This is a genomic window from Priestia sp. BR_2, assembly GCF_041954005.1.
GTDB lineage: Bacteria > Bacillota > Bacilli > Paenibacillales > Paenibacillaceae > Paenibacillus_AQ > Paenibacillus_AQ lautus_A.
In genome coordinates, this window is record NZ_JAVFHM010000188.1 from 516,221 (window position 1) to 539,128 (window position 22,908).

At 52.4% G+C, this 22,908-nt stretch carries 17 protein-coding genes; 14 read left to right on the forward strand and 3 right to left on the reverse strand.

Going from position 1 to position 22,908, the window contains the following annotated elements; all coding sequences use genetic code 11:
* Positions 1-16: 16 nt before the first annotated feature.
* Positions 17-2,293, forward strand: coding sequence for a beta-glucosidase family protein (locus RB298_RS12635; protein WP_096774585.1), 2,277 nt, complete (start codon positions 17-19; stop codon positions 2,291-2,293).
* Positions 2,294-2,450: 157 nt separating this feature from the next.
* On the opposite strand, the gene RB298_RS12640 is transcribed toward RB298_RS12635, so the two are convergent.
* Together RB298_RS12640 and RB298_RS12645 are read right to left on the reverse strand one after the other, a co-directional pair.
* A complete protein-coding gene (locus RB298_RS12640; RefSeq protein WP_009592545.1) occupies positions 2,451-2,630 on the reverse strand; it encodes an H-type small acid-soluble spore protein in 180 nt (59 codons plus the stop codon).
* A gap of 11 nt (positions 2,631-2,641) precedes the next feature.
* Positions 2,642-2,812, reverse strand: a complete 171-nt coding sequence (locus RB298_RS12645) for a hypothetical protein (RefSeq protein ID WP_228468896.1) — start codon at positions 2,810-2,812, stop codon at positions 2,642-2,644.
* A 147-nt stretch (positions 2,813-2,959) separates the two neighbouring features.
* On the opposite strand from RB298_RS12645, the gene RB298_RS12650 reads away from it, so the two are divergent.
* Together RB298_RS12650 and RB298_RS12655 are read left to right on the forward strand one after the other, a co-directional pair.
* Positions 2,960-3,526 carry an RNA polymerase sigma factor gene (locus RB298_RS12650; protein WP_228468897.1) on the forward strand — a complete coding sequence of 189 codons (567 nt, stop codon included), beginning with the start codon at positions 2,960-2,962 and terminating at the stop codon, positions 3,524-3,526.
* Positions 3,519-4,823 (forward strand): hypothetical protein, encoded by a 1,305-nt coding sequence (locus RB298_RS12655; protein ID WP_486047234.1) that lies wholly within the window; start codon positions 3,519-3,521, stop codon positions 4,821-4,823. Before RB298_RS12650 ends, RB298_RS12655 begins: the two co-directional genes overlap by 8 nt.
* Positions 4,824-5,015: 192 nt before the next feature.
* Here RB298_RS12655 and RB298_RS12660 read toward each other — a convergent pair whose 3' ends face one another.
* Positions 5,016-6,617: a hypothetical protein gene (locus tag RB298_RS12660; protein WP_486047235.1), complete on the reverse strand. Its 1,602-nt coding sequence runs from the start codon at positions 6,615-6,617 to the stop codon at positions 5,016-5,018.
* A gap of 131 nt (positions 6,618-6,748) precedes the next feature.
* On the opposite strand from RB298_RS12660, the gene RB298_RS12665 reads away from it, so the two are divergent.
* The 11 genes from RB298_RS12665 to RB298_RS12715 all read left to right on the forward strand — a co-directional run bounded on the left by RB298_RS12665 (position 6,749) and on the right by RB298_RS12715 (position 22,830).
* Positions 6,749-7,804 (forward strand): GntR family transcriptional regulator, encoded by a 1,056-nt coding sequence (locus RB298_RS12665; RefSeq protein WP_375120068.1) that lies wholly within the window; start codon positions 6,749-6,751, stop codon positions 7,802-7,804.
* A gap of 198 nt (positions 7,805-8,002) precedes the next feature.
* The gene (locus RB298_RS12670; protein ID WP_375120067.1) at positions 8,003-9,079 is read left to right on the forward strand and encodes a GntR family transcriptional regulator; all 1,077 of its coding nucleotides are present in this window, start codon (positions 8,003-8,005) and stop codon (positions 9,077-9,079) included.
* 135 nt (positions 9,080-9,214) lie between these two features.
* Positions 9,215-10,600, forward strand: coding sequence for an ABC transporter substrate-binding protein (locus tag RB298_RS12675; protein ID WP_375120066.1), 1,386 nt, complete (start codon positions 9,215-9,217; stop codon positions 10,598-10,600).
* Between the two features lie 93 nt (positions 10,601-10,693).
* The gene (locus tag RB298_RS12680) at positions 10,694-11,587 is read left to right on the forward strand and encodes a carbohydrate ABC transporter permease (RefSeq protein ID WP_015735775.1); all 894 of its coding nucleotides are present in this window, start codon (positions 10,694-10,696) and stop codon (positions 11,585-11,587) included.
* An 11-nt stretch (positions 11,588-11,598) separates the two neighbouring features.
* Positions 11,599-12,435 carry a carbohydrate ABC transporter permease gene (locus RB298_RS12685; protein ID WP_015735774.1) on the forward strand — a complete coding sequence of 279 codons (837 nt, stop codon included), beginning with the start codon at positions 11,599-11,601 and terminating at the stop codon, positions 12,433-12,435.
* 5 nt (positions 12,436-12,440) lie between these two features.
* Positions 12,441-14,909, forward strand: a complete 2,469-nt coding sequence (locus RB298_RS12690; protein WP_486047236.1) for a family 43 glycosylhydrolase — start codon at positions 12,441-12,443, stop codon at positions 14,907-14,909.
* 37 nt (positions 14,910-14,946) lie between these two features.
* Positions 14,947-16,713 carry a glycoside hydrolase family 2 protein gene (locus RB298_RS12695; protein ID WP_404564504.1) on the forward strand — a complete coding sequence of 589 codons (1,767 nt, stop codon included), beginning with the start codon at positions 14,947-14,949 and terminating at the stop codon, positions 16,711-16,713.
* 389 nt (positions 16,714-17,102) lie between these two features.
* Entirely contained in the window at positions 17,103-19,220 is a 2,118-nt protein-coding gene (locus RB298_RS12700; protein ID WP_486047237.1) for a family 10 glycosylhydrolase, read from the forward strand.
* Positions 19,207-20,184 (forward strand): ABC transporter permease, encoded by a 978-nt coding sequence (locus tag RB298_RS12705; RefSeq protein WP_096774076.1) that lies wholly within the window; start codon positions 19,207-19,209, stop codon positions 20,182-20,184. Before RB298_RS12700 ends, RB298_RS12705 begins: the two co-directional genes overlap by 14 nt.
* Positions 20,185-20,240: 56 nt before the next feature.
* On the forward strand, positions 20,241-21,122 hold the full coding sequence (locus tag RB298_RS12710) for a carbohydrate ABC transporter permease (protein ID WP_096774075.1): 882 nt from the start codon (positions 20,241-20,243) through the stop codon (positions 21,120-21,122).
* A gap of 157 nt (positions 21,123-21,279) precedes the next feature.
* Positions 21,280-22,830, forward strand: coding sequence for an extracellular solute-binding protein (locus tag RB298_RS12715; protein ID WP_096774074.1), 1,551 nt, complete (start codon positions 21,280-21,282; stop codon positions 22,828-22,830).
* Positions 22,831-22,908: the final 78 nt, after the last annotated feature.

Consider the following 22,908-nt stretch of genomic DNA (forward strand, 5'->3'; position numbering starts at 1 on the left):
GAAAGGGTGGATACAAATGAATGCATCGATTAACGAATGGATAAAGGAAATGACACTTACTGAAAAAGCATCCCTCTGCGCGGGATTAAACATGTGGATGACCAAGGGGATCGAGAGACTCAACATTCCGCCGGTTCATATGTATGACGGAACGAATGGGATCCGCAAAACGAACAGTGACGATGAAATGGGGATTACGACTGAGAATGTTCCGGCAACATGTTATCCCACTGGCTCAGCTATCGGTTCTTCGTGGAACACGGAACTGCTGCGCGAAGTCGGGGAAGCACTCGGTAATGAATCCAAAGAGATGGGCGTAGAATTGCTGCTCGGCCCAGGGATCAACATGAAACGGACTCCGCTTGGGGGAAGAAATTTCGAATATTACTCCGAAGATCCTTGCCTGACAGGGGAACTGGGCGCTGCTTTCATCAATGGCCTCCAGAGCAAAGGAGTCGGGGCTTCACTTAAACACTTTGCTTGCAATAACCAAGAATTCGAGAAGATGGTGACGAGTTCAGAAGTAGACGAACGAACGCTGCGCGAAATTTATTTAAGCGCCTTTGAACGAATTATCAAAAAATCGGATCCTTGGACCGTCATGTGCTCCTATAATTTGCTTAATGGCTCGTATACCAGCGAGAATGAACACTTATTGCATGATATTTTGAGAGAAGAATGGGGATACGAGGGGGTCGTCATCTCGGACTGGACGGCCGTGAATGATCGGATTCGTGGGTTGAAAGCAGGACTTGATCTCGAAATGCCGGGACCTGCCGGCTATAACACGAAAGCGATTATCAAAGCCGTTGAGAGCGGAGTTCTTGCAGAAGAGCAGCTCGATAAAAGCGTTGCCCGTATTCTAAAACTCGTACAACGTGTAACCGGTATGGAAGAAGCTGTTCCGGCATCCCCTATGGAGTACCACAATCTTGCGAGAAAAGCTGCGGCAGAAAGCATTGTGCTGTTGAAGAATGAGAATGGCATCCTTCCGATCCAGGCAGAATCAACCCATTCCATTGCAGTGATCGGCCGTTTTGCCAAAAAACCTAGAATTCAAGGAGCCGGCAGCGCAAAAGTTACGCCTACGCGCGTTGATATTCCATTTGATGAAATGAAGCGGTTGGCTGGAGCTTCCGTTGAATTGAGTTATGCCGAGGGCTATCCTGAAGATGACTCCGTTCATGAGGAAGTGATTAAGGAAAGTGTTGCATTGGCGGCAAAATCTGATGTTGCGGTTATCTTCGTTGGCCAGCCTGAATACGCAGAATCTGAGATGCGTGATTTGAAGGGCATTGATTTGCCGGAACAGCAGGTTCGGCTTATTCAGGCGATTGCAGCCGTACAACCGAAGTGCATTGTGGTGACCACCAGTGGTACAGCTTTGGCGATGCGTCCTTGGGTTCAGCATGTTCCCGCTGTCATTCACTCATGGCTTTCCGGACAAGGCATGGGTAAAGCGATTGCTGAAATCTTGTTTGGGGAGGTGAGTCCCTCCGGTAAACTGTCCGAGACGTTTCCGGTTAAGCTTTCAGACAATCCTTCACATATGAGGATTCGCGGTGAAAACGGAAAGCTGTATTATCGTGAAGGGCTGTTCATCGGCTATCGATACTACGATCGAAAGGAACTCGCTCCGCAGTTTCCGTTTGGCCATGGCTTATCCTACACTTCGTTTGCCTATAGGGATATGAAGACAACTCAAACAGAGACAGGGATCACGGTCTCTTTCTGGCTGGAGAATATCGGGAACCGAACAGGGAAAGAGGTCGTTCAGCTTTACGTGCATGACGAAGAATGCACCTGGACGCGTCCGGAGAAAGAATTGAAGGCATTTTCTAAAATCGAGTTGGCTCCTGGGGAGAAACAGCAGATTGTTTTTGAACTTGAAGAAAGAGACTTTGCTTATTACAACACCAAGTATAACCGCTGGGTAGCGGAGAGCGGTTATTTCCAAATTGCGCTTGGCAGCTCTTCTCGCGATATAAGAATTACGGAGCGATTGTATTGTGATTTTGGAAAGGAAGAAGTATCATTTCATAAATTCAGCCTGATTAGCGATTGGATTAGCGATCCAGTCGCGAAATCAGTATTGGAAGAATGCCTCGATGAGATGAACCAGCATGTCGTTGAAAAGATTTACCTCAATGATGAATTCGTCGGATTTTGGGAAGATGGTCCACTCATTAAAATATTGCAAATGTATGGTCAAACCTGGTTGGGTGACCGGTCGCCTGATGAAATTATTGAAGAACTTATAAGAAGAGTTTATGAGCGACGCATCAACGTATAAGACTATTCCTTATTATAGCTTGGGACCAGAACAGGGTCCCAAGCTTTTTGATGCCTATAAGAAAGTCGTTTTAGAAATAAAAAATCCCATCCACTGAATCTGGATGGGATTTTTTTTTGAAGGTTTGAATGGGCTGTAGAAGCTTATATCTTCTATCTTACGGATGCTCCGTGAGACTGGATAAAGGGACGGTCATTTCCTGCTCCGAGTTGCCGATCGGATAAACCCGAGCGGTTTCATCCTCATTCACATGCTGGATATAGATGGGGGTATCCTGATAAGTTACATGTTTCATAATGGCCGATTCCGAAATTTCAATCGCTCTTTGTTTATTCATGACAATTCTCCTTATTCCGAAAGGTCATTCAATGGATCAGCCTGCCGGTTAACGGCTTTTTTAATTTCCCGGTCCAATTTCGGCGTTCCTTGAATTTCTTCGGCAGCCTCCATTTGATGATTGAGCTGCTGCTCGACTTGTCCGATCCCATGTGCTTCCTGTTGTTGTTTGCTCTTTGCCAAAATGATCCCTCCATGTGATGATATATCCATTGTAAAAAGCTGCATTACTACAATGCACCAATATGTATGAACCTATGCAAATTTATATAATTTCGGGAACTTTCATCGACCCTAAGGAGTCTGTTTTGTTGAGGGGGGAGAACTGCTTTGAAGGAAATGCAGATGCAGCATTCCGCGGAGCTGAAAACTTCGGACATTCGGATGCTTATGGAATCCTACGGGGAGGACGTCTGGAACTATGCTTTCGTCATAACTAGAAACACGCACACGGCGGATGATGTCGCGCAGGATGTGTTTATTAAAGCCTATCAACATTTTGCTTCCTTTCGGGGGGAGGCTTCCGTCAAGACCTGGCTTTTGAAAATCACGCGCAACACCGCGCTTTCCTATCTGAAGCGAGCGTTCCTGCGCAGAGTGGTGCTGATGGGCGAGCAACCTCCCGGCACCGGGCAGAAGGGGACGATACGGACCCCGATTTCGCCATCAGCCGAAGCGGAATATTTGGAACGGGCAGAGGCCGATGAATTGTGGAAGCAGGTACTGAAGCTGCCAGCTAAATTTCGAGATCCGCTCGTGCTTAGTCTGCATCATCAGCTATCCATAGATGAAATATCCGCCATTACAGGCCTTTCGCCAGGCACGGTAAAGTCCAGAATTTTCAGGGCCAAACAGAAGGTGGCCGCCGCATGGAAAGGAGCGATCGAGGATGAATGATTGGAGACCGGATTGGAATCGAAGGCTGGCTGATCCGCCATTTAAGAACCAGCGTTTCCGGACGGACATGATGGAGGCCGTGGAGGAACGTCTTCAGGCTGTTGAAAAGAAACGATTCCGCAGGGACTGGATCCGAACTATCGGTGCCTTTGTTCCCGTAGTGCTGCTCTTGTTCGGGGTTGGAATCTGGTTCGGTTACCAGGCTGCACCCAACGCTAATCCGGTAAGCCCAGGTCCGGTTGTACCAAAGGGCGGGACGTTCCAATCCGGCTTCGTATCCGGGTCAGGAGGCGATTTCGAGTGGTGGAACCTTGCAGACCGTGAAGTCTCGCAGGAGAGTGACCGTACGATCGTGACGCTGGCAACAGCGCTTTTAAAGCGGGAGATTGGCATCTGGGGCGGCCCGACGCCGGACATCTGGGAGCATCCCGAGGTGAAATGGCCGCTTGAACGCTATGATGTGTCCAGTCCCTGGGTTTATGAAATATACGTAAACGAGATTACGACAAATGTTGAACAAACGGTATACAAGCTCCGTCTGCTGCTCCGGGATTCGATCCCGATGGTATATGAGGAAACGATAGATGTAACGATTCGTAATGATACCCACCGAATCTCGCAAATCCAACTAATAAGCACTGACGAAAAGGGAACACCACGGGACGATTTCGAGGCTGGAGACGATCAAGGAACAACCGTTACTTTAAAGGAAGATGCAGCCTTGGATCTGAAGATTACGGGTACTCTGTTCAAGGAGGCAGGAACCATTCGTTCGATCAATGTTCAATATGGCGACAGGGAACGAACCTTCGCAGATTGGAGCAGCGTGAGTAACGAATCCTATTATCCGGAAACCGCGATACTGTCCCCAGGCAGCAGTGGGAAGGAGAAGGATATACTGGCAATCGTTTTGACAACCGGTTACGGAACAGGGATGCGCGAATCCGCATTGAAACTTCTTACCGACGATCTCATCGAAGTGATGGCAGCCGACCCGGTCCTTGCGTCACAATCCAGACTAAGCTACCATATGACGGCGGAAGACGGGAAAAGGATATTTCAACTTACGTTGAGCGGCGTAACCCGCAGCTTTGAATACAAAGAGGAGGACGCCGGTTTTTGGCTGGACCAGCCCGCACTTGGCAGCATTGTCAGGTATTCCGTGGAAGAAAACACCCTCTATGCTTCGGTGCCGATCCAGGTATCGCCGGGCAACTTTCCGGCAGAGGTCCGGCTGCGCTACGAATACGACGGGAACACGTATCTTGTGGCGGAGGCAACATTAGAGGAGATGTAAGAAGGGCGTGAAGTGCGGGAACCATCATGATTGTCAGACTGACTGGGAAAAGAGGAAACTAAAAAGCCGCTCTTAGCGGCTTTTTAGTTTTCATTATTCGCTTTCATGGATTTATTAGCTGGCGTGTCCCTTTACGACAGTCTGCCAATGTTTGTTTGACCCGGATGGGATTCGGCAGAGAGCTGACTTCATTCAGTTACGAAAAAACTCAACCTGATCGATATCTGCCCACTGGGAAGAGGAGGAGTTCGACACGTAAAACCCGATCGTTGCCTTGCCCGCCGTCACTTGGATATTCGAGATCGTGACAGGCGTCCACGCCGTCGTGACCGGGCAGCCCGTTTGGCGCATCCCGCCGCCATAGTCCTTCACTTCCATGACGCAGCTGTTCTGGCCTCCGCTGCTACGCATGCGGGCCCTCATCGTATACGTACCGTTATCGAGACCGGTAATGGTCTGGCCTACGTAGGCGGTTGCAGGCCCGCTCGTGCCCGCAAGTCCAACAAAGTAAGAGCCTTCCGCCGCGGGCAGCCCGACGCCGTCATTGGCTCCGTGAATCAGGATGCGGTTCGGGTAATCGTCGCCGTACGTGGTCCAGCCAGCTACGTTCGCCGTTTCAAATCCGGGATTGTTAACGAGATTCGTCTGCGAAGGAGTAACGGTATAGCCAAAGCGCAGATAGATTCCGCTAACCGGATCAGTCGCGCTCGTCACGGCTGCGACGCGGGTCGAATCGACGGTCATCAGGGAGTTCCAATTGGAAGACTTCGTATCGGATACCGGAAAAACGTTGGTTTTGTACTGCCATGTCGCACCGTTGTCGGAACTGATCATGGTAAACATCGAAGTGTAGGGATCTCCTGTATTTGCGCTGCTCTCATCGGTTTGGAATGCGGCCATCAGACGGCCGTCGGGAAGTGTTACGACAAAAGGAGCGCCGGCTTTTTTGCCGTTGCCGACCGGCACGTACAGCGTTTGGCGCGGAACCGACCAATTCAAGCCGTCCGGGGATATTTTATATTTAATGACAAAAGGGTGGCCTGCGACGTCCGACGCTTCGAATACGGTCATATAGCGGCCGTCTTGCATCCGAGTGATGACCGGCATGCCATCGCGAGAACCGGCGGCAACGCCGTCGCTGACCGTAATCCGGCTGCCCCAGCCGCTTCCGTTCCACGTTTTCATGTACAAATTTTGCCGCCCGGTCGTACCTACCGCCGCCGGACTGTCATCTGCATAAAGGACGGCTATCGTGCCGTTAATCATTTCCAAATGCGGCTCCCACAGACCTTTAAAACTGGAGGCGGTTGAACTTCCGATCAAGCCGCCAGGCAAATCGCTCCAAGTATACCCGCCGTCGACGCTCCGCCGGACGTTTAGCTGGATATCATAGGTCGAGCCGCTCTGCACGACACGACGGTAGGCCAACCAAATTTCTCCGCTCGGCAGCCTCATCATCTGTCCGTTCCCAACATTTCCCGCGCTGCTTGAGACGGCCGTAGCCGGATTGCTCCATGTGTAGCCGCCGTCCTGCGTCCGGGAAACCACGATGCGGGTGTTCCCTCCGCCGGCGTTGGTGTCAAACGATACGAGCCATTCGCTCGGCGTTAGTTTGAGCAGCCGAGGATACCATACGCCGCCTGAAGGCGGCGTATAGACAGCAATCTTCTGCGAAGCCCATGCCATACCGGATGAGGCAGCATGAGCCGGCGACAACGGAAACGACGTTAAAGCAAGCGCAAGCATCACGATAAAGGCAAGCGGTTTCTTCCAAAAGCGTTTGTTCCGTTCCATAAGCAACAATCCTTCCAATCCAGATTAGAAAGCGCTTTCTAAAATGGATTGTATCGCAGTTAGTATAAATTAAGATATACTAAATATATATTATTTTTCAGTTTGGACTGTCGTAAAAAGCGAGGTATGACATGGAGCATCCGTTATATAAACAAATACAGAACGATATACGGCGCAGTATTCAGAGCGGCGAGCTTCCGGCAGGTGCCTTGGTACCGTCGGAGAAGGAGCTGGCTCAGCGGTACGGCGTAAGCCAGATCACATCCAAAAACGCGCTCAACGGTTTGGTGGAGGAAGGTTTTCTGGTGCGTTACCGGGGAAAAGGCACCTTTGTTAGGGAGCAGGGCTCTTCGGAAGGACCGCAGCCCCGGACGGATACGAAAAAAACGATTGCGATCATATTGCCAACGATGAAAACCAAGATCGACCAACAGCTGCTGGACGGTCTGGAACGCTACTGCGCGGAAAGAGAATATGATCTGTTGATCCGTATCTCACGCGAATCGCAGGAGGAAGAATCCCGGGCGATCGAGCAGTTCCGGGAACGGGGAGTCGACGGCTTTTTGATATTTCCGGTCGAGCAGGAGAGCTACAATAACGCAATATTGCGTTTGTCGCTTGATCGGGTCCCCCTGGTGCTGGTCGACCGTTTTTTGAAGGAGATTCGGACCTATAGCGTCAGCTCTGATAATTACGAGGGCGTACGCGAAGCCATATCCGGTTTGCTTGCGGAGGGGCACAGGCACATTGCCTTCCTGTCTCCGGAGATCACGAATTCGGTTACGGACGAAAGAGCCAAAGGCTTCGAAGCCGCATTTCTGGAGCAGGGCTTGCCGATAGACAAAAGGCTATGGTGCTTGCTGGATTTGGTTACGATTCAGGAGGGGCACGGACCGCAGGAGGTCCTCCGTTTTTTGCAGGGCTGCAGTGATGTAACCGCGGTCTTTTGCGTGAATGCGGAGCTGGCCCGCTATGCCCATTACGCCATGCGGGAAATTTGGCCGGCGACGGAGAGCAAACCGCAGCTCGCCGCCTTTGACGATCCTGATATTGAAGGCGTTCCTTATATCCGTCAGCAACCGGATGAAGTATCCCGGCGTGCCGTCGATCTGCTGTCGGAACAGCTGGCCGGTAAGCACGAGCCTCGAAGGGAGGTCGTCCCGGTCCAATGGATTTGGCCGGAATGATCAAAGTTCATCAAGGATACTGGCTTGATACACAGGAGAAATATCATCGTGAAAACGGTCTGAACTTCGTTCAGCCGTTTTTTTTCGTATATTTTGAGGCAAATCACTGGTTTGTTCAGTTTTATATTTACATTTCGAACGTTATATTATAATAATATACTAAATATACTATTTACAATATAAAGGTTGTGATGCGCGTTGAAATCGTTGCCGCTATATAAAAAAATTCAGGAAGACATCAAGCGGCTGATCGCCATCGGCAAGCTGCGGGAAGGGGACCGGGTCCCTTCCGAGAAGGAACTGTCTGAACGTTACCGCGTCAGTCAAATTACAAGCAAAAACGCGCTGGTCGGACTCATGGAGGAAGGTTTGCTCGTCAGGATCCAGGGCAAGGGTACCTTCGTGATGAGCAGGCCGGAGAACGCTTCCGCACTCGATCAGTTAGGCGAATGGACGGCAGGTCCGGGCAGAAGCGGACGGATCGGACTCGTACTGCCCACGATGAAAACGAAAGTGGACCAGCGATTTTTGGACAACATCGAGAAATATGCCACCGCCGCCGGCTTTGAGCTGATGCTGAGAATTACGCGAGAATCCCAGGTCGAGGAGTCCAAGGTCATCTCGTCCTTCTTGAACCAGGGGGTGGACGGCATCATCATTTTTCCGGTTGAAAACGAGACATACAACGATTCGATTTTAAGGCTGTCGCTGGACCGCTTCCCTTTTGTCCTGATCGACCGGTTTTTGAAGGAAATCAAGACGTACAGCGTAAGCTCGGACAACGTCAACGGGACAAAGGAAGCCGTGGAGCATTTAATTAACAATGGCCATTCGTCGATCGCGTTCATCTCACCGGAGATTACGAATACCGTGACGGACGAGAGAGCCCAAGGGTTCGAGCAGGCTTTTCTGGAACGCGGGATGTCGATCGACAAAAGCTTATGGTGCCTAATCCCGTTAGAGGAGATCGCCTCGGGGAACTCCGTCGATAAAATCAGGGAGTTTTTAGACGGCAATCCCGAAATTACCGGCATCGTTACGGCCAATACGGAGCTATGCCGAAGTGCATATAAAGCGGCGGTTGCATCCCGTAAGCGCGTACCGGAGGATCTGGAGCTGATTACGTTCGATCCGCCGGATCTGCCGCACGTGCCGTTTATCCGTCAAAATGAAGAGGAAATGTGCCGCTTGACCGTCGAGCTGCTGATCGAGCAAATTGAAGGAGCCTTTGAGGCAAGAAGGATTATGGTGCCGGTCATGCTGGTAAACGAATGAAAGGTTCGTCCGTGAAGCCGCTGAAAACCACTAATTTTATAATAAATATAGTATATAAAATTATAATAATATAAGTTATTATGATTCCGTAAAGCGCTTACAACCAAATCATTTGTTAAAGAAGAGGGGGATCGCATGAAAACGAAAAGCAAATTTGCAGGTATGTTGATGCTGCTGCTGGTGTTTGCGCTATCGGCTTGCAGCGGGGGCAGCAACGGAACAAACGGAGGGACTGCTACAAGCAACCCGGACGCGTCGAAGCCAGGTCAGGAAGCGTCCACCGGTACGGACCAGAAGGAACCCGTCACGATTGAGTTTATGGGCCACGGCAATCCGAACGAAAAAAAGATTTTCGAAAAGCTGATCGCTTCCTTTGAGGAGAAGTATCCGCACGTCACCGTTAAATACACTTCGGTGCCGCCGGGCGAATACTCGCAGAAGATGACAACGCTGATCAGTTCAGGCAAAGTGCCGGACGTATTCTATGTCGGCGGTCCGGAGTTTTACCGTTTCGCCGAAGCCGGCACCCTTCTCAACATCCAGTCATACCTGGATCAGACGTCATTGTTTAATCCCGATAACGTATGGAAGCAGGCCATGGACCGCTATCGTTTTGACGGCAGCAAGGTCGGGGCGGGCGATTTGTACGGCCTGCCGAAGGACGTAGGTCCGTGGGCTTTTGTCTACAATAAAGATTTGTTTGACAAAGCGAATGTGCCGTATCCTTCGGCCAAAGCCGGGGAATGGACCTGGGACGACATGCTGGAAGCTGCCCAGAAGCTGACGGTCGACAACAACGGCGACGGAAAGCCTGAACAGTATGGTGTAGGCGCTTACAGTCTGGAATCGGCGGTTTGGGGCAACGGCGGCGAATTCATCGATTACGCCACCGGCACGGTAAAGGTCAACGAGCCCGCATTCTACGAGGCGATGCAATTTGTTGCCGACCTGAACCTGAAGTATAAGGTCAGCCCGAATCAGGAAGCCGAACAAGCGATGAATGCGTATACGCGCTTCATTAACGGACAGCTAGGCATGTTTGCGATGGGTCCGTGGGATCAGCCGGCATTTTGGGAGCTGCCGTTCGATTGGGATATTGCGGCATGGCCTGCAAGCCCGAACACGGGACAAACGGCGACCTGGCTCGGCTCAATGGGATTTGCCGTATCGGCAAAATCCAAGCACCCGCAGGAAGCGTTCGATTTGGCCGCCTTCTTATCGCTGGATGAGCAAGGCCAGCGCGAAAACTACCAGCTCGGCCAGGCGGTTCCCAACCTGATCAACATGGCCGAAGGCGAATTTAAGGAAATGGACAAAGGACCGCAGACGCGCCAAGTCTTTCTGGACATTATCCAAGATTACGGACGACCTAACGTTATAGCTTTCTCCAAGGATACGCAATGGATGGATACGTTCAATCAGAACGCGAGTAAAGTGTGGAACGGCGAGATGTCGGCCAAAGACTTTACGGCCCAAATCCAGCCGAAGATGCAGGAACTCTACGACAAAGGCAATAAATAATGAAGCAGGCGGGGCGCCAGCCATGGATATCGGCGCCTCCCGCCGTATCAAGACGTCCTGATCAATCGAATACTGGCGAAGGTGGAATGGAATATGGGTACCAAGCTTGGCGGGTATCGCAGAAGAGAACTGGCATGGTTGTATCTGTTCGTCGCTCCGCCGGTTCTCGGGTTTCTTTTGTTCGGCCTTGTGCCGATCTTGTTCTCCATATATATCAGCTTTCACAAATGGGATATGCTATCCGATCCGCAGTGGGCGGGACTCGCCAACTATAAGGATCTTATGGGCGACGAGAAAGTGTACAAATCAATGTACAATACGATTTATTTAATGATCGGCATTCCGATCGGCATGGTGCTTTCGATGCTGCTGGCCATCCTGATGAACCGTAAATTCGCCGGCATCTCGTTCATGCGCACGATCTATTATCTTCCGGTCATTTCGCCGGTCATCGCCGTATCGCTGTTGTGGCAGTGGATATTAAATCAGGATTACGGCTTGCTCAACAATTTTCTGTGGGAAACGTTCGGCATTGCCGGCCCTAACTGGCTGGGTAAGCCGGAGTGGGTGAAGCCTTCGTTAATCCTGATCGGGCTTTGGAGCGGCATCGGCGGCAACATGGTGCTGTACCTTGCAGGTCTGCAATCCATCTCCTCGACGTATTATGAAGCCGCGGAAATCGACGGCGCTGGCGCATGGCACAAGCTGACGCGGATTACCATCCCGCTGCTCACGCCTATTCATTTTTTCGTCGTGGTCATGGGAATCATCGGGGCGTTCCAGTCGTTCAGCCAAATTTACGTGCTGGCGGTAGACGGCGGGCCTGAATACAGCGGGGCCACGGTGGTCTATTATATTTTCCAGCATGCGTTCCAGTACTTTAACATGGGTTATGCAAGCGCGGTTGCCTGGGTGCTGGGCATTCTCATCTTTGTTGTCACGCTTATACAATTCAAGCTTTCCAATCGCTGGGTTTACCAAGACTAGGGGGGAAATCTGTGAAACGGGAAAAAATGACGGACCTCTGGTCGCTGCTGCTGCTGCTTTTCGGATCGATCTTTATGATCGCTCCGTTCATCTGGACCATCTCGACTTCGTTGAAGGATCGGCGAAACGTATTCGAAATTCCTCCGCAATGGATTCCCGAACCGATTACGTTCGGCAACTATGCGAAGGTTTGGCTGGAGTCGCCTTTGCTGCATGGATTCATGAACAGCTTGATCATCGTGGTGATCGTCCTGACCATCGGAATGCTGGTATCCGCAATGTCGGCCTATGCATTCGGCAAATTCGAATTCCCTTACAAAGGCATGCTCTTCATGGGCTTGCTCGGAACGATGATGATTCCGTATTCGGTGGTAATGATACCGCAGTATATCGGGTTTTCCAGGCTGGATTGGGTAGACACCTTGCTGCCGCTCATCGTACCCGGCCTGTTCGGCAACATCGTCGTCATCTTTTTTATACGCCAATATTTGCAGAGCGCGATGCCGACCGAATTGATCGAAGCGGCGAAGATCGACGGCTGCAGCTTTCCGGGCATCTTCTTCAAAATCGCGCTGCCGATCATGAAGCCGGCGCTCGCTGCCCAAGCCGCTCTCGGCTTTATGGGCATCTGGAATGATTTCCTCGGCCCGCTGATTTACCTGCATACGCCCGAGAAGCAAACGATTCAAGTGCTGATCGCTTCCATGCAGGCGATGTACATCGGCCAGTCGGATTATCCGATGATCATGGCCGCAGCCATCATTTCCATGGTGCCGGTGATCATCGTGTTCTTTTTCTGCCAAAGATACTTTATCGAATCGATGGCAATCAGCGGAATCAAGGGGTGAGGCGCATGGCGATAAGAATGCCGCGCCTGTCAAAAATCGCATGTTGTATCGGAGCGTTAGGTTTAGCGGCCGGATTGGCATTGTCGGGATGCGATACAACCACGAAACCGGAGGCGGTCGATATGGAAATATACAATGAAATGTATGCCAATCCCTTTCCGTCGTTGGAGGAAGAATGGGAGGATTACGGCAATGGGGATCCGTATGTGCTGCGGCATGACGGCCGCTATTACCTGTATGTGAGCACTAAGGATCATCGGACGGGAATCAAGGCTTGGATGTCGGACAATCTGGTCGATTGGAGCTATGCGGGGCTTGTGACGGAAGATCCCGTATCGACCGGAGCCTATGCCCCCGAAGTGATTTACTCGAACGGGTGGTTCTATCTATACACTTCTCCGGCGGGAAGGGGACATTACGTGTTCCGAAGCGAATCGCCGACAGGCCCGTTCGAAAGAATCTCCGAGAATGTCGGAATGAGCATCGACGGCTCGGTCTTTATCGACGATGACGGCTCCTGGCTGTTTACCCATGCTGGATCGTCGGGCATTGTCGGCGTTCCGATGGACGGACCCGCCGAATTCGGCGTCGGTCAGACGATTCCCGGGCCCTATCTGGGGCATTGGACGGAAGGGTCCATGATCATCAAGCGGAACGGTACCTATTACATGACATATACCGGGAATCATGTATTCAGCAAAGGCTACCGCATTCATTATGCCGTATCGCATGATTCGCCGCTCGGTCCGTACAGCATTCCGGCCAACAATCCGCTCGTCATCAGCACTAAGCCGGACTTTTACGGGCTTGGCCACAGCTCGACGGTGATGGGACCCGATCTGGACTCCTATTATCTCGTCTATCATAACTTGACGGGAAGATCCCAGGAAGGCCCGCCTGTCCGCCGCATGAACATCGACCGGCTGGTATTCAACGGAGACAAGATGGAGATTCTGGGTCCTACGAATTACGATCAGCCTATCCCGAGAGGGCCGGTCTTTGCCGATCGGCTGGACGCTGACGCCATCGATGAGAACCGGTGGGAGTCGGAGAAATCGGAAGGAGGCGCTCGAATCATCAGCAAGGAGAGCACGGATCGCATCTATACGGCGGAATATAATTTGGTGCCGTCAAAGACGCGGGTCGCCGCATTGTTTGCCTATGAGGAGGCCAACCGTTTCGGGTTCGCCGAAATCGAACCGGAACTAAACCGACTATCCTTGGGCAGGATGGAGGATGGCAACCGTAAAGTGCTCGCCACCGCGGAGCTTCCGGAAGATACGGATTGGTCGAAACTGCACACGATTCGTATCGAACGAGGGAACGAGCGGCTTCGGGTTTACCTGGACGGCGTTGTGAAGCTGGATGAATCTTCGGAAACGTTCGGACCTGGCCGTATCGGGTATCGGTACGATAACGGCGTACCGGGATTGTCGTATACCGCATTCTCGAATCAAGCCGACGGCAGCAGTGACTTCGAAACGGCCAAGCCGCTTCCCGGCAGCATGGAAGCCGTGCATTATCTTAGTGGCGAAGGCAGGGGGTATGCGGTTCGTCAACCGTCGGAAACCGCCGCATGGCGTCATTCGGACGGAACGGCGATCCGGCAGGCGGAGGATGGCAGCTATTCGGCTGCGCTTACGGAAAAAGGCGATTGGCTGCGTTATGCAGTAAACGTTTCGGAATCGGGCACCTATGCGCTGGACTTGTCGGTCAAGGCTGACGCGGGGCCGGCAGCCTTTAAGCTGCTCGTGGACGATCAAAAAGCCGGAAGCTATAAAATCGACGGCAGCCATGACGCCAGCAGCGAACCCTGGGTAAAAATTCGGGTAGGATCCCTAAAGCTCGAAAAGGGATTACATAGCCTCGCCATTCAATTGGACAATGGGCAGCTGGAGTGGAAAACGATGGAATTCGAGCTGGTCGATGATCAAGCATTCAAGATCGAACGTTTATTGGAACAAGCAAGTTCCGAGGATGTTCACGGCCGTTGGAACGAAACCGCCGGAAGTTATGCCGGGGCAGCCGATGCCGATGCCAAGATGTATGGAGGCAGCCGCCTTTGGTCCGACTACCGCATCCGGACGACCGTAACGCTGGGCGATGATCCGTCCGGTCAAGCGGGCGTACTCTTCCGGGTGACAAACGAGTCGGATTTCAGGGATCAAGTGAGCGATTCGCTGATGGGATATTTCCTCGCGGTCACCGCCACGAAACTGGAACTGTACAAACATAATTACGATTCCGAGCTGCTTCAAAGCATCAAAGTTGAGCTGGAACGGAACAAGCCCGTCAGCTTGCGCATCGAAGCAGTTCACGGGAGGATCCGCGTCTTCGTCGAGGATGGAGAAGAGCCTGTCCTGACGTATGACGATCCCCAGGCCTTCATGCAGGGGAGGGTCGGCATTCGATCGGTTCATGCTGAACAGATCGGGCTTGGCGATTTAACGGTGGAATCCATAGGAACCAAATAGAAACGATAAACTAACAGAAGATGGAGAGTGGAACATAATGTCTAGCTCGCACAAATATATAAAGGACTATCCCAGACCGCAATTGGTACGCGAGGAATGGGTAAATCTGAACGGGGAATGGGATTTTCGCTTCGACGATGCTCTAGAAGGAGAAAGCGCCAAGTGGTACGAACGCCTTCAGGCTGACCGTAAAATCACGGTGCCTTTTGCGTACGAGACCAAAGCAAGCGGCATCGCGGATGAAACATTTCATCCTTGCGTATGGTATGAACGTAGTGTAGCCGTACCTGCCGAGGCAGAAGGCAAACGGATCATTTTGCATTTTCAAGCGGTCGATTACGCGGCGACCCTATGGGTCAACGGCAGCAAAATCGGCATGCATGAAGGCGGATACGCGGCCTTTTCCTTCGACATTACGGAAGCAGTCGAGTTTGGACGCGAGAACAGGATTACCGTTCAAGTCGTGGACGGCAACAGCTGTACGCAGCCGCGCGGCAAGCAGCGATGGATGAAGGACAACTTCGGGTGCTGGTACGTGCAGACGACCGGAATATGGCAAACCGTGTGGATGGAATACGTGAATCCGATTCACATCAGCCGGGTGAAGATAACGCCGGAACTGGAACGCGGGTCGGCGAATTTCGGTTATGAACTGGGCAATGCCGCGCACGGCTACGACGGGGTAACCCTCCAGACCATCATCCGGTTTGACGGGAAGCTGATCCGTTCGACGGAAACGAGCGTGGAACGCGGAACGGTAACGGTCGATGTGAGCGTCGTAAACGAAGCCGTGGGCGAATGGAAGGTCAAGCCGTGGCATCCGAACCATCCGAATTTATACGACGTCGAGATGATTCTGAAGCAAAATGGAAAGCCGATCGACACCGCCTATTCTTATTTCGGCATGCGGAGCATTCGGATCGCAGGGGACCAAATCATCTTGAACCATACGCCGATTTATCAGCGTTTGCTGTTGGATCAAGGATACTGGAGCGATACGCATTTGACCCCTCCGTCGGAGGAAGCGCTGCTGGAAGACATCGACAAAACGATTGCGCTCGGCTTTAACGGCGTGCGCAAGCATCAGAAGCTGGAGGATCCCCGTTATTTATATTGGTGTGACCGCAAAGGATTGTTGGTATGGTCGGAAATGCCGTCGACTTACGAATTCGGAGACGATGCGGTCGAGCGGTTCACGCAAGAGTGGATGGACGTCGTCCGGCAGCATTACAACCATCCTTCCATCATCACCTGGGTACCGTTCAACGAGTCTTGGGGAATTTCCGATATAGCGACCAACCGCAAGCAGCAGCAATTTACGGAATCGATCTATCATCTGACCAAGGCTTTCGACCAGATGCGGCCGGTGATCGTGAACGACGGCTGGGAGCATACGGTTTCGGATATCATTACGCTCCATGATTATGAAGAAATCGGAGCTATGCTGGAAGAACGGTATCGGGACAAAGATGCGCTGTTAGGCAACAAAATCGCGCATAATACACACCGTTATCCATTCGCGCAGGGATATGGCTATCGGGGCCAGCCCGTCATCATCAGCGAATACGGCGGCATCGCTTTTACAAGCGAAGAGGGCTGGGGTTACGGCAATCAGGTTCGAAGCGAGGACGAATTCTTGAAGCGGTACGAAGGAATCACACAAGCGATCAAGAATTTGCCTTATGTGTGCGGTTTCTGTTATACGCAAATTACGGACGTGCAGCAGGAAGTGAACGGCTTGCTGACGGAAGACCGTAAACCGAAAGTAAACGTGGAAGCGATCCGAGGCATCAATCTGGCATAATCGTAGCCGGAGACGTATTCTCGCTTACCCGCGCATGATTGAAAAAACTCACCCAAGGGTGAGTTTTTTTGTTGCGAGTACAAAGAAAATACATACCCATCGTTTGGATACTAACCGTAAACTCAATCGATCATGCAGACATAATCCGCCGTACAAGAGAAGGTTGGAACGGGACATTTTTTGCAGTTTTCCTGCCAAACAAGAAATGACCAATAAACTCCTGTTCTTACCTTGCGGCTCTGTCAGGTATAGGGGACCTCGGGCTGGATATCGCCCCATGCCGGATCGGACATATTTTTCCTAACGTGCTCATGCAAGAATTGTCCCTGTTCTGCTGCCCTCAGCTTCATTATGGTAGACATACACCACAAGCAAAGGAGGGAATGGGGATGAAATGGTGGTCAACGAACCGTCTCCGATTGATTCAAAATAATCTTCGCGAGACGGACGCCGATATGGATGTGGATCTTTTGATTCGCGAGCTCAAGTCGTTCCAAGCGAATGTGCTCATGATGAATGCAGGAGGCATATTTGCTTTCTATCCATCATCGCTTTTGCATCAATATGTAACGCCTTATTTAACCAAGGACCTTCTGGGGGAAGCGGTAGAAAAAGCCCATGCTAATGGATTGCGATTTATTGCACGGTTCGATTTCAGTAAAGCGCATGAATCGTTGTGGATGCGGTATCCCGAATGGTTTTACCGGGACCGGGAGGGGCGGGAGGTCAATTATCACGGCATCGTTCATACGTGCCTGAATGGAGCCTATCAGCAGGTGAAGTCGCTGGAGAGCATTCAAGAAGTGCTGGAGCGTTATCCGGTGGATGGGATTTTCTTCAATATGTTCGGCTACCAGCATTGGGATTACAGCGGAAATTTCTATGGTCCTTGTTATTGCCCAAACTGCCGCTTGCGGTTTCGCGAAGTAACCGGCGAAGATTTGCTTGCGTATACCGGTCCCGAACATCCGATGCACGAGCTGTACAGGTCCTTCCAGGAACGGACGTCAAGGGAAATGCTGGAGCGCATTCACGGATTCGTGAAGTCGCTGCGGTCCGATGTGGCCATTAGCACGTATCACCCACACCGGGTCGATATCATCCGCAAGGAATCGAATACGTCGCTGAAAAGGAGCGGCCAGCCTTGGCTGTATTCAGCCTCGGAGAATGTTGCGTCCATACAAGACAGCTGGGATGACAAGCTGGTCAGCAACTGCAGCATTAACGCCATCGACCTGACCTACCGTTTCACAGGAGTATCCGAGAATGAAAATGCGATCCGTTTATATCAAAGCATCGGAAGCGGATCGGGGCTGGATTTCTGTATTATCGGGGCATTCGAAGGATACCCGGACCGGGCAAGCTTCGAAACGGTAAAGGATATTTTCCGATACCATGCGGAGCACGAGGAGCTGTTCGGACAGCTCGGCTCCATGGCTGAAGCGGCGCTCGTCAAGCCAGCGGCCCCCGAAGCAGCAACGGAGTATCACGGTATGTTCAAAATGCTAAAGGAAGAGCACGTCCTCTTCGACGTGGTGATGGAAGAACAGCTGGTGGCCATGGAGTCCAAACTAATGCATATGCGAGCGGTTATTCTTCCCGGCGTTCAGGGATTGTCGGTGGCGGCGGCGCGAGCGCTGCATCGGGCGGCGGATGCCGGCGCGGTGCTGGTCGCAACGGGAACCGCGCTGGAGCGGCAGCCGGAGCTGCTTAAGGAATGGTTCGCGGCCTCGTTCGCCGGCGTGAAACAATCGGAGCCGGGCGCTTACCTGGACGTTTCGGACAAGTCGCATTTCCCCGGATTTGCCCATGGCCGGGACTGGATCGTCGCGGGCGGAAGCTTTGCCCGCGTTGCCTTTGACCCGGATACGACCGAGTGCCGATTGCCATTCATCGAACCGTCCACGTTCGGGCCGCCGGAGCGTGCCTACGGCCACCGCATCGGAGCAGATTACGGTTTGGGGCTGCACAGGCGGGTCGGCAAGCAGGGAACGGTCCGAACCGGCGTGTATATGCCTTGGAATCCAGGCGAGCTCTACTATCGCCACGGGTTCGAGGACTACAGGCAGGTAATGGCGGACGTTCTACATGACATCGTGCCGAATCGGGTTGCAACTACGAACGCACCCCCATGTCTAGAGTTGTTCGTTCACCGTTTGAAGGAGGGCGGATGCCTGGTTCAGCTGCTGAATCTCTCCGGATATAACGGGACGACTTTTATGAATCCCCTTCCGTTATATGATGTTCAGGTGGAACTGACCGTTGATCGCGTGGACGAAACCGCTGTAGCGAATGCGTCGGGGTCTTGGCCGCAAAAGTGGATGCTGCCAAGAAACGCGGTAGCGAAGGGCAGGCTGCTCCGTGCCGAATCCGATGCGCAGGTGGAAACCTCGCAAGATCGCGTGACGGTGACGCTGCCGAAAATCGGCCGTTATGAAGCGGTTTGGCTTCAGGCCGTGCCTGTCGGCGATCGAAAGGAGCTGATCACCAGCGATGCCAAAGCCTAAATCTGCTATACCTGCCCAAGGGGCCGGCAGGGTCATTAAGCCGGGCCTAACGCTTCGCCCGGGCAGTCTCGCGTCCCGCATCGTCAAGCACCGCGTCATTTATTTGCTGCTGTTGCCCGGGCTGCTCTTCTTCTTGCTGTTCAAAATCGCTCCGATGTGGGGGCTGCTTTTGGCCTTCAAAGATTACAATCCGTTTCTTGGCTTTGCCGGAAGCGAATGGGCTGGATTTAAGCACTTTGCGGATCTGTTCTCGAGCTCCAACTTCTATATTATGTTGCGGAACACGTTTGCGATCAATATGATCGCGCTGATCTTCCATTTTCCGCTCCCAATCCTGCTGGCCCTGATGCTGAATGAAATCCGGCATGAGAGCTTCAAGCGCCTGAACCAGTCCATAGTTTACCTGCCTCATTTCCTGTCGTGGGTCGTCGTGGCCAGCATGACGTTCTTTCTGTTGTCGACGGACGTGGGGATCGTCAATAAACTCATTGCCGAAAGCGGCAGGGATACCGTTTCCTTTCTGTCCAACCCCAATTACTTCTGGGGACTTCTGACCGCGCAAAGCATGTGGAAGGAGGCCGGATGGGGAACGATTATCTTCCTGGCGGCCATGGCGGGCGTGGATCCCCAGCGCTACGAAGCCGCCGTCGTGGACGGGGCGGGCAGGTTCCGCCAGATCTGGCATATCACGCTTCCGGCCATCCGGCCAACGATCATCATTTTGCTTATTCTTCGGCTGGGCAGCATGGCGGACACTGGCTTCGAGCAGATTTTGCTGATGATGAATCCGCTGGTGCGCTCGGTGGCGGAGGTGTTCGATACGTACTCCTACACGCACGGCATTCTTCAAGGGAAAATCAGCGTAGGGGTGACGGTCGGCATGTTCAAGGGACTGGTGGGGCTCGTCCTGATCGTGGCCGCCGACAAAATCGTAAAGCGGCTCGGCCATGAAGGCATTTATTAAGCCTCCAAAGGCGTCTGCCGAATACTCATTATGCTAAACGAAAGGAGGAATTCCGCGTGAGCTTCGTTATCCGAAAAAAAGGGCTAAGCTTGTTCGATTGGGTCAACTACAGTCTAATCACCTTGTTCTCGGTCGCATGCTTGTTTCCGTTTCTATACGTGTTCAGCGTTTCCTTTACGGATCCCGAGGTCTATGTTCCGCTTAAATTTTATTTGTTTCCCGAGCAGTGGTCCCTGGAGTCCTACAAGTACATTCTATCGACCAACAGCTTTATGAATGCGTTTAAAAGCACCGTTTTCATTACGGTCGTCGGTACCGCGCTCAACATCGTCGTTTCCTTTACGATGGCCTACGCGCTGACGAAACGGTCCATGCCCGGGAATCGCTGGGTAATGGGGCTCGTCATCTTCACGCTGGTGTTCAGCCCGGGTATCGTGCCCAACTACTTGCTGGTCAAGGAACTAGGCCTGTTGAATTCCTACTGGTCCATGATCTGGCCGGGCCTGACCAACGCCTGGAGCTTGATCGTTATCAAAAGCTTCTTGGATTCGCTTCCATCCGAATTGGAGGATTCCGCGAAAATGGACGGCTGCTCGGATATGGGCGTTTTTTTGCGAATGATAATCCCGCTGTCGATGCCGGCGATCGCCACCTTCACCCTGTTCTTTGCGGTCGGGCATTGGAACGCCTATTTTAACGCCTTGATTTACTTATCGGATTCCAGCAAGTGGACGCTTCAGCTGTTGATTAAAACGCTGGTCATCGATTCCAATTCGGTGGCGGTGGCCCAGGCCGGGGCAAGCGACGAAAACGTGGTGCCGCAAGAGACCATCCGGATGGCCTCAATTGTACTAGCGATGGTACCGATCTTGGTTGTTTACCCATTCCTGCAAAAGCATTTTGCTAAAGGGGTGATGCTCGGGTCGATTAAAGGTTGAGGAAGGATGCGGCAACGATCCCCTTACGCATCGGAATTGCGATCAAAATGCGATCGGTTAGGTTGAAAGCGTTATCCCGCCGCGAATGACGGGAAGGAGTTAGGATTTTGTTCAAGAACAATACATGGATGATGAGCATCCATAAGGAGGGGTTTACATGAAAAACACATCAAAGAAGGGGAGCTCGCATAGAAGCTGGAAGCCCTGGCTCGCGGCCCTCATGGCCGTCGTCATGCTGGCAGGCTGCGGGGGGCAGGCGGGCGAGAAACCGCAGAACGCCGGAGGATCGGAAGCAGAAGGCAATGACGGCAAGCCGATGACAATCAAAATGTTTGCCGGGCTCTATAACGAGATCCCCGACATGAACAATGACTATTGGAAGGAATGGGAGCGCCGCACCAACGTCAAGCTGGACGTGGAATGGGTGCCGTCGGGGGATCTGGACACGAAGCTGGATTTGCTGCTGGCCTCCGGCGATCTGCCCGAAGTCGTGGCCTATCAGAACCCGATCCGCCCTACGCTGATTACGGCTATCCAGAACGGCGCGTTTTGGGATTTAACCCCGTTCCTGGGGGATCTCAGCGAATACCCGAATCTGAAAAACAACCTGGCCCCGGATGCCTTGAAATATCTGTCGGTCGAGGGAAGCATCTATGCGGTGCCGCGGTCCCGTTCGCGGATCGACGGCGGGCTGAAAATACGCGAGGACTGGCTGAAGAAGCTGAACATCAAGGTTCCGACCGATTTCGAAGAATACAAGGAAGCATTGAAGAAGATCGTCGATGCCGATATGGACGGCAACGGGAAGAAGGATACGGTAGGTCTCCTATATATCAATAACCCGCCCGCATCATTCCAGGCCGGCTTCGGCGTATACAATCCGACCTATACCGATGATGGCGGGCTGATGAGCCCGTCCCTTACGCCCCAGTACGTCGAGATGGTGGAATGGCTGCGCGGACTGTACGCGGACGGCCTGATGTCCAAGGAATACGCGGTCATGAAGGAAAGCCAGGCGGAGGAGCTCTTCAAGACGAACCGCGCCGCTTCCTATGGCCGTCCGATCTGGTGGGATCATGAATGGGAGCAGGCGATGAAGAAGTCCGGTCAGCCTGATGCCAAAATCCTGAACGTGACCTTGAAGGGACCGAAAGGGGATTATGCGGTCGGTCTGGAAACCGGCGTAGCCGGCGGGTTCTACATCTCCAAGAAGGTGCCGGAGGAGAAGGTGAAGCAGCTGCTCAAATATTTCGACCAGACGGCGTCCCAGGAAATGACCGATTTTGCCTATTACGGCATTGAAGGCGTCCATTACACCGAAAAGGACGGGCAGAAGGTGCTGACGGAACAAGGGGTCAAAGAAGTCAATACGACGAGCAAGGGAGCGGGCGTACTGGCTTATGCCAAGTGGGGCAAGGTGATCAGCGCTTCCGGCGATAAAGCCTTTAACGATGCCAAAATCAAAGAGGTGGAAAATTACGACGAGATCGGAAAAATCGACCACTATCGCGTCATCACGTCCGAGGGCTGGCGCAGCACATGGCCTAAATACAGCGACGAATATGCTTCCATGGTGACAAAGGCGATCGTCGGGCATATTCCAATGGAGGAGTTCCGCGCATATGTTGATCAGCTGAACAACCAGCCGGACATTCAGGAAGCGTACCAACAAATGGCCGAAGCATACAAGCAGTTCAACGGGGAGTAACGGACAGTCGGCTCGGGCGGTCTCGCATTCTGGAGCGAATATGTTGAAGAACGGGAGGAGACAGCATCGTTGAAGCCT

Bases quoted from the DNA above. Each gene is read 5' to 3' on its own strand.
- RB298_RS12655 (WP_486047234.1), top strand. From the start codon at position 3,519: ATGAATGATTGGAGACCGGATTGGAATCGAAGGCTGGCTGATCCGCCA.
- RB298_RS12665 (WP_375120068.1), top strand. From the start codon at position 6,749: ATGGAGCATCCGTTATATAAACAAATACAGAACGATATACGGCGCAGT.
- RB298_RS12700 (WP_486047237.1), top strand. From the start codon at position 17,103: ATGAAATGGTGGTCAACGAACCGTCTCCGATTGATTCAAAATAATCTT.
- RB298_RS12640 (WP_009592545.1), bottom strand. From the start codon at position 2,630: ATGAATAAACAAAGAGCGATTGAAATTTCGGAATCGGCCATTATGAAA.
- RB298_RS12675 (WP_375120066.1), top strand. From the start codon at position 9,215: ATGAAAACGAAAAGCAAATTTGCAGGTATGTTGATGCTGCTGCTGGTG.
- RB298_RS12705 (WP_096774076.1), top strand. From the start codon at position 19,207: ATGCCAAAGCCTAAATCTGCTATACCTGCCCAAGGGGCCGGCAGGGTC.
- RB298_RS12635 (WP_096774585.1), top strand. From the start codon at position 17: ATGAATGCATCGATTAACGAATGGATAAAGGAAATGACACTTACTGAA.
- RB298_RS12680 (WP_015735775.1), top strand. From the start codon at position 10,694: ATGGGTACCAAGCTTGGCGGGTATCGCAGAAGAGAACTGGCATGGTTG.
- RB298_RS12715 (WP_096774074.1), top strand. From the start codon at position 21,280: ATGAAAAACACATCAAAGAAGGGGAGCTCGCATAGAAGCTGGAAGCCC.
- RB298_RS12690 (WP_486047236.1), top strand. From the start codon at position 12,441: ATGGCGATAAGAATGCCGCGCCTGTCAAAAATCGCATGTTGTATCGGA.
- RB298_RS12695 (WP_404564504.1), top strand. From the start codon at position 14,947: ATGTCTAGCTCGCACAAATATATAAAGGACTATCCCAGACCGCAATTG.
- RB298_RS12660 (WP_486047235.1), bottom strand. From the start codon at position 6,617: ATGGAACGGAACAAACGCTTTTGGAAGAAACCGCTTGCCTTTATCGTG.